The sequence below is a fragment of the Candidatus Thermoplasmatota archaeon genome (assembly GCA_029907305.1).
Taxonomy (GTDB): domain Archaea; phylum Thermoplasmatota; class E2; order DHVEG-1; family DHVEG-1; genus JARYMC01.
Genome location: JARYMC010000069.1, coordinates 1 through 8,181, shown reverse-complemented (window position 1 = coordinate 8,181; position 8,181 = coordinate 1). Strand labels below are relative to the sequence as shown.

The following is an 8,181-nucleotide window of genomic DNA, read 5'->3' as shown; positions in this document are numbered from 1 at the left end:
TCAAGGTGGTACAAATTCTGGCCAACGCTATGGCTACCGCTAACTAAATCCATAAAATTTTTTTCACGTCCTGGGGCAGGTGTTCTATGGCTCCGCTCTGGCGGGTGCGCCTGCCCAGAAGTAAAAATGTTTGTTAGAAGAAAAATAGCGCGATTCACCCCCATGGTAAAGTCTGGGTATTTCTCGCTCACAAAATGTTAAAGAAAACATAAAATTTAAAAAATGAAAATTGATACATTATAAAGAGGGGAAAAAGAGGATTTTCCCAAAAAAGTTACGATTAATTTGTAAAAATTAATCACACACTTACCTCCCTTCTTTCCCCTTATTTGTCTCTATTAAAAGTATGATAAAGCAAGAGCACCTGATTTATTTATCCTTCTTGGATGGGTGAACGCCAATCATAACCAGGGGTTCTAAGGCCAATCTTAGGGATTAAAGGTGAATGGCGTTTATGATGGCTTTTAACCCTCATGTTTTTTACTTTTTCGACAAACGATTTCTTAAAATCTAGAGCCCTAGCTATTTCAGCAACATCCATTTTCCGCTCAAGACAAAACAATATCTTATCTAGATCCCTATAACGTAGGCCTAACTCGGCTTCATCAGTTTGTCCTTTCCATAAACCTGCGGTGGGTTTTTTAGAAATAATAACTCCTGGTATTTTCAAATATTTTGCAAGCTCCCAAACCTGTGTTTTATATAGGTCACCGATTGGTTGAATGTCTACACCACCATCTCCATATTTTGTGAAATAACCAACTAGTAATTCTGATTTGTTTGAGGTGCCACAAACTAGGCTTTTAGTCATATTTGCGTATTCAAAAAGAAAAATCATTCTTGTTCTAGCCTTTATGTTAGCGAGCGCTAGTCTGTCTGGTTTGATAACAGAGTGTTTATTTATTTCTTTTACAACAGGTGTTATATCTATTTTTTTGCATGATAAATCAAGTTTTTTTACTAAAAGTTCGAGGTGTTTATTATCAATGTTTGGTGTTGATTCATCTGGTAAAAAAACACACCTTGTTTTATTTTTGCCTAAGGCTTGTTTACATAAAAGAGCTACAACAGCAGAGTCTACACCACCTGACAAACCAACAACAACACCTTTGCAACCAGAGTTGTTTACATAGGTTTTTATGAAATCTTTTATTATAACGGATGTTTCTTCAGGGTTTATTGAAAGGTCAACATCCAAATCAAATCAGCCTCTTTTAATTTTGTTTTTTACTTGGTCATATATCGATTTTCCATGTGAGTCTATTGCTACAACCAGTGGGCCAAAGTTTTTTACTTTGAATATCCAAACCGCCTCGGTCATTCCTAGTTCTTTTAACCAGTAAACATTTTTTACTTCTTGAATTTTGTCTGCTGCTAGGGCACCGGCACCACCAGTATACAAAGTATATACGCATATATATTTTTGTAATGCTTTTTTGGTTTTATTCCCCATAGACCCCTTGCCTATGATAAGATTAACACCAAATTTATCGATAAAACTATCCTCAAACATATCCATACGATCACTGGTAGTTGGACCAGCAGAAACAACCTCCCAACTATCTTTTGATTTTCTCATTAAAGGGCCACAATGATAAAGACCCATGGTACTAGGATCAAAAGGGATCTGAAAAACATCTTTTTCAAGCATTATTTTATGAGCGGTATCACGAGCGGTAAATACATCACCTGAAACAAAGATAACGTCACCAACACATAGTTTTTCAACATCAGATTTTTTAAGGGGAATATTAAGATTGTATTTAGCCACTATTTAACCTCCCAACTACCATTACTATGAATAATCATTGTAGCACGACGATCAGCCCAACATTGAACAACAAGACCAACAGGTAAACTAGCAGGGTGGCGAGGAGCCTTTTCAACATGAACATCCAAAACAGTAGTTTTGCCACCTATACCCATAGGGCCAATGCCTGTATCATTAATATTTTTAATTAATTCTCTTTCAAAATCAGCAATCTTCTTATCATGGTGGCGAACACCAACAGGTCTAAGCAAAGCAGTCTTACCAAGTTTCATAGCCAAATCAGCACCACCACCGATACCAACACCGATAACAGTAGGAGGACAAGGGTTACCACCTGCATTAATTATTTCATTAACGACGAAATCCTTTATTCCCTCAAGTCCAGCACCAGGACGGAGCATAACAAGCTTGCTCATATTTTCACTACCAGCACCCTTCGGGATAGCTGTGATAAAAACATCGCTTCCATCAGTAAAATCCCAGGTGATAGCAGGTATGTAATCACCAACATTATCAGTGTGATTGAACTTGGTGAATGGATCGACTGTATTTGGCCTGAGAGGCACTTTTTCAGTAGCAATTCTAACAGCATCTGTGATAACAGTTTTCAAATAACCAACTTTTGGAAAATCAACACCTGCTTTTATAAAAAAAGTCTGAACACCTGTATCCTGGCATAGAGGCCTACCAGTTTTTTTAGCGATGTTTATATTATCAAGAATATTTTTAAGTTGGATTTTAGCTAAACCTTCTTCTGATTTGTAAGCTTTTTTCAAAGCAACGATGACATCATCTGGAAGCTCGACCTCAGCTTTTTTTATAAGCTCAACAACACCTAATTTAATCTTGTCGAAATCCATGTTTCCCAATACAGGTATAGATTACTACAGAAAAGTATTTTGCTCAAAAAAAGGAAAAAAGAGTTGATAAGAGTTTATTTTCTGTTTTTAACTAAGTTATCAATAATAGATGGATCTGCGAGTGTGCTAGTATCACCGATTTGGTCAACGTTACCATCAGCGATTTTACGTAGTATACGCCTCATGATTTTACCAGAACGGGTCTTTGGTAAACCCTCAGCATACTGGATCTTATCAGGTGTAGCATGTGGGCCTATTTCTTTCCTAACCAGCTGAATAAGCTCTTTTGTAAGGTTATCATCGTATCTCTCACCTGTTTTCAAAGTAACATATGCGTATATGCCTTGTCCTTTGATTTCATGTGGGAAACCTACTACTGCTGCCTCAGCAACCTTCGGATGTTTACCCAAGGCTCCTTCCACCTCAGCGGTTCCTATCCTGTGTCCTGATACGTTGATAATATCGTCAACTCTACCGGTTATCCAGTAGTAACCATCCTCGTCTCTCAAACAACCATCACCAGTGAAGAAAAAGTTTGGATAAACAGTGAAATACGTTTTCCTGAAACGTTCATGGTCACCAAAAACTGTTCTCATAATACCAGGCCAAGCTGCTTTAATCACCAAGTTACCAGATACACCATTGCCTTTTAGTTCTTTACCTGAGTCATCCATTATAGCTGGCTCAATGCCAAAGAATGGGAATGTTGCAGAACCAGGTTTCAAAGGTGTGGCTCCAGGTAATGGTGTAATAAGTATCCCTCCGGTTTCGGTCTGCCACCAGGTGTCAACAATTGGGCAGCGTCCGCCACCAACCAGATTATAATACCATAGCCATTCTTTAGCTTTTATTGGCTCACCAACAGAACCTAGTATCCTCAAAGAGCTTAGGTCATGTTGTTTGACCCATTGGTCACCCTCTTTCATAAGTGTTCTAAGAGCAGTCGGGGCTGTGTAGAAAATATTCACCTTGTGTTTTTCAACAACAGCCCAGAATCTACCCCAATCAGGGTAGTTTGGTACTCCCTCAAACATTAGGCTGATAGCTTTGTTAGTTAAGGGACCATAAACTATGTAAGTATGACCTGTAACCCAACCTATATCTGCCGTGCACCAGTAGATATCACCCTCATGGTAATCAAAAATGTATTTATGGGTAAAAGCAGCATAAACAAGGTAACCACCTGTTGTATGAAGAACACCTTTTGGTTTACCAGTTGAACCAGAGGTATACAAAATAAACAATGGATCCTCAGCATCCATGTGCTCAGGTGGACAAGTTGGTTTTGCTTTTTTCATTTCTTCATGCCACCAATAATCTTTACTGGTCATGTTAACATTTTCACCGATACGTTTTACAACAATAACAGACTCAATTGATGGGCAATGTTGAAGAGCCTGATCAGCAGTAGCCTTCATCGGAAGAGATTTAGGTCCTCTAACACCAGCATCCTGTGTAATAAGCATTTTACAACTTGAATCATTTATTCTATCACGAAGAGACTCAGCAGAGAAACCACCAAAAACAACAGAGTGAATAGCACCTATGCGAGCACAAGCAAGCATAGCTATTGGCAGCTCAGGTATCATCTGGAGATAAATACAAACACGGTCACCTTTTTTGATACCATTTGATTTCAGTACATTTGCAAATTTTTGTACTTCATCAAGTAATTGTTTGTATGTATATTTTTTAATCTCAGATGGTTCATTACCCTCCCAAATGAGAGCAAGATCATTGCCATGACCATTTTCAACATGTCTGTCAAGACAGTTGTAGCTAACGTTTAGTTTAGCTCCCTCGAACCATTTTATATTGGCAGTGGTAAAATTGTAATCTCTGACTTTTTTCCACTTCTTGTACCAAGAGACATATTCTTCGGCTATCTTTCCCCAAAATTTATCCGGGTTTTTTATTGAATCATTATATATTTTTTGATATTCTTCCATGCTTTTAACATAGGCTTTTGAACTAATTTCTTTGCTTGGTTTAAAAACTTGAATTGTTTCTTCATCTGACATAGCCATATTTTCTGTCCTCCCTAATACAATCATGCTAACTTTTATTCTCAGTTTTTTAGAACGACTTTGTATCAACAGTCATTCAAGTTAACATATCTATTATCGGGCATTGCCGGGAATAGAATTTCAGTATAAGTATTTTTTCATACATCTTTAAAAATAGGGTGAAAAATCATTTAAAATTGAACGTTTTTTTAACAATGGGTGCAAAATCAAAATCCTTTATAACAACCATGTGCTCAAAAGCATAGGTCCCAATAAAAGGAGTATGTGTTATTAGATTATTCTCCTTTAAAAATCTGATTTTATTCATCTCATCCTGCTTGTATTCTTGATAAGTTGGATATGCTGATATTATAACACTTTCAAATTTTCTACTAGCCAAAAATATAGTGGAAGATGAGTCGAGGTAAGATATATTACTCTCACTTGGTGCTTTGTTAGGATTAAATTTTATATGATAAAAAACCAGTATCTCAAAACCTAATTTTTTAAGATCCGGCACAACAATTTCTCTCATCAAGTCATTTTCAAAAAATTGTTTTTTCATCCTAGATACGGTATGCCGAGAAAGACCAACTATATCACCTATTTGCTGTGTTGTAGCATCAGGGTGTTTGATAATTGCAGCGTATACTTCTTTTTCTTTGTTTGTAAGCTCTGTTTGGCTTATATCATTAAACCAATCTTTTGAAAATTCTTTTGAATTATCTAAAGAAAAAAATTTGTTAAGAACTCTGGAAAAATCAAAAAATCTTGTTATGTGACTTGTTTCAAAAGGAAATATCGCTTCGTTTGGATATTCTTTTTCAAGCAGACCTAATTTACCGAAAGTTTCTGTTCTTACCTCATTTATTCTACCTATGTTCGTGTAGTTTTTAGATAGATTTATGGAAAAACCTTTTTCTTGTTCACCAACTGAAAAAATAAGTTCATCAAAAATCTCTATCGTTTTTTTCGTTGCCTGCACTCTTTCTTCAAGTGGTATAACAGGGTTAAATTGCGCATATATGACAGCTAATAGTTCGCAACCTAAGCGGTTTAGCATTGGTACGTTTAGTTTGCGGAAGAAACCCTGGTCATGTAGTCTTTTTTTTATTGATGTGAGTGTTGATAGTTTTACGTTTATCTGTGATGATAGTTTGCTATCGTTTTTTTCAGGATGCATTATTAGTCCGCAAAGGACTTTCTCTTCGTTCTTTGTAAGTAGTGTTTTTTTCATAATCCAATAATGGAATAATTGGATATATAAGTTTTCTCATTTATACAATATATATATTTAAAATTGTAAAAAAGTTCATTTCAAACATAATATTTATCAAAATAACATTTTTGTTTAATGTTAATTGTCTATATGTAAAACAAATTAAAAAGGTTTATATAATAAATTAATATTCAGTTTTCAGTTGAAAATGGGAGGAAAAAATTTATGGGAATGACGATAACTGAAAAAATACTCTCTAAACATATTGTAGAAGGAAAACCTGAAAAAGGAAAAGAAGTTGGAATAAAAATTGATCAAACCTTGACGCAGGATGCAACTGGTACAATGGCATATCTTCAATTTGAAGCAATGGGAGTTCCAAGGGTTAAAACAGAACTGTCTGTTAGTTATGTCGATCATAATACGATTCAAGTTGGTTTTGAAAATGCTGATGACCATAAATATTTACAAACTGTTGCAGCAAAATATGGTATAATTTATTCACGCGCAGGTAATGGTATCTGTCATCAAGTACATCTTGAGAGGTTTGGTAAACCTGGAAAAACATTACTAGGCTCAGATTCGCATACGCCAACCTGTGGCGGAATAGGAATGATTGCCATTGGCGCAGGAGGTTTAGATGTCGCAGTTGCAATGGCCGGAGGGTTATTTTATCTATCATATCCTAAAGTAATAAAGATAAATCTGACGGGGAAATTACGGCCATGGGTGACTGCAAAAGATGTTATTCTTAAAGTTCTAGAAATATTTACTACAAAAGGTAATGTAGGTTGTGTTTTTGAATATGCTGGCGATGGAGTAAAAACATTATCTGTTCCTGAAAGAGCGACCATAACAAATATGGGGGCAGAGTGTGGGGTAACAACATCGATATTTCCAAGTGATGAGATAACAAAACAATTTCTAAAAGCCCAAGGTAGAGAAAAAGATTGGGTTGAACTAAAAGCTGATGAGGATGCAGAATATGATCGCGTTGTTGAAATTAATTTAAGTGAGTTAGAACCACTTGCAGCAATACCTCATAGCCCTGGGAATATAAAGAAGGTTCGTGAGATAGAGGGACTAGATGTTGATCAGGTTTGTATTGGAAGTTGTACGAACTCATCATATGCTGATCTAATGAAAGTCGCTCGTATATTGAAGGGGAAAAAGGTTCATCAAAATGTTAGTTTTGTTGTTGCACCAGGGTCGAAACAAGTGATAGAAAATATAGATAGAGACGGCGGGCTTTTTGATCTTATCTCTGCTGGAGCGAGAATTGCTGAGTCTGCATGCGGTTTTTGCATAGGGAACAGTCAGTCACCAAAGACAGGGGCTATATCATTGCGGACAAGCAACAGAAATTTTGAGGGTAGATCTGGAACAAAAGATGCACAGGTTTATCTTGTTAGTCCTGAAACAGCGGCTGCGGCAGTGATTACTGGAAAAATCACTGACCCAAGAGATCTAGAAAAAATGGGAATAAATTATCCTTCTGTTTCTATGCCAAAGAAATATTACATTGATGACAGTATGTTTATACTACCACCAGAAGATGGTAAAAACATTAAAATCTATAGAGGCCCAAACATAGGTGAACCCCCGAAAAGCACCCCTATGCCTGAGAACATAGAGGGGGTTGTCACAATCAAGGTGGGTGACAAAATCACAACAGATCATATAATACCTGCTGGTGCTAGGATGAAATACAGATCAAATGTTCCAAAATACTCAGAGTTTGTATTTGAAATTATTGATCCTAAGTTCCATGAACGCGCCAAACAAATTAAAGAAACTGGAAAATTCAACATAATTGTAGGTGGTGTTAGCTATGGGCAGGGATCCTCGCGTGAGCATGCAGCAATATGCCCAATGTACCTTGGTGTAAAAGCAGTAATTGCAAAGTCAATGGAGCGGATACATAAAGCAAACCTTGTCAACTTTGGGATTATACCATTGAGATTCAAAAACGAGAATGATTACAATGTTGTAGATCAAAATGATGAAATTGAGATAACAAATATTCCCACGCTTCTGAAAAATGGTAAACCATTAACTGTAAAAGATAAAACGAAAAATAAGACATTCGAAGTTGAGTATGATCTTTCTGAGAGAGAGAAACAAATTTTGCTTGCTGGAGGCACACTCAACTACATAAAATAAAAGTTTTAGGAGAGGAACTAGATGAAAAAACAACATGGAAAAATAAAGGTTAAAAACACTATTGTTGAAATAGATGGAGATGAAATGACAAGAGTAATGTGGAAAATGGTAAAGGAAAAATTACTTTTTCCATATATAGATATGAAACTGGAGTATTATGAT

The 8,181-nt window shown here is 36.2% G+C and carries 7 protein-coding genes; 2 read left to right on the top strand and 5 right to left on the bottom strand.

Features of this window, described 5'->3' with window-relative positions; genetic code table 11:
- Positions 1-373: 373 nt before the first annotated feature.
- The 5 genes from QHH19_05760 to QHH19_05740 form a co-directional block, all read right to left on the bottom strand.
- Entirely contained in the window at positions 374-1,198 is an 825-nt protein-coding gene (locus QHH19_05760) for an NAD+ synthase (protein ID MDH7517832.1), read from the bottom strand.
- 6 nt (positions 1,199-1,204) lie between these two features.
- Positions 1,205-1,771 carry a FumA C-terminus/TtdB family hydratase beta subunit gene (locus QHH19_05755; protein MDH7517831.1) on the bottom strand — a complete coding sequence of 189 codons (567 nt, stop codon included), beginning with the start codon at positions 1,769-1,771 and terminating at the stop codon, positions 1,205-1,207.
- A complete protein-coding gene (locus tag QHH19_05750) occupies positions 1,771-2,631 on the bottom strand; it encodes a fumarate hydratase (protein ID MDH7517830.1) in 861 nt (286 codons plus the stop codon). Before QHH19_05750 ends, QHH19_05755 begins: the two co-directional genes overlap by 1 nt.
- 74 nt (positions 2,632-2,705) lie before the next feature.
- Entirely contained in the window at positions 2,706-4,652 is a 1,947-nt protein-coding gene (gene acs / locus QHH19_05745) for an acetate--CoA ligase (GenBank protein MDH7517829.1), read from the bottom strand.
- 172 nt (positions 4,653-4,824) lie between these two features.
- On the bottom strand, positions 4,825-5,874 hold the full coding sequence (locus QHH19_05740) for a helix-turn-helix domain-containing protein (GenBank protein MDH7517828.1): 1,050 nt from the start codon (positions 5,872-5,874) through the stop codon (positions 4,825-4,827).
- A gap of 207 nt (positions 5,875-6,081) precedes the next feature.
- Here QHH19_05740 and QHH19_05735 point away from each other — a divergent pair, with 207 nt between their 5' ends.
- Both QHH19_05735 and QHH19_05730 read left to right on the top strand, forming a co-directional pair.
- Positions 6,082-8,019, top strand: coding sequence for an aconitate hydratase (locus QHH19_05735; protein ID MDH7517827.1), 1,938 nt, complete (start codon positions 6,082-6,084; stop codon positions 8,017-8,019).
- 21 nt (positions 8,020-8,040) lie between these two features.
- The coding region (locus QHH19_05730; protein ID MDH7517826.1) for a hypothetical protein at positions 8,041-8,181 on the top strand (141 nt) is incomplete at its 3' end.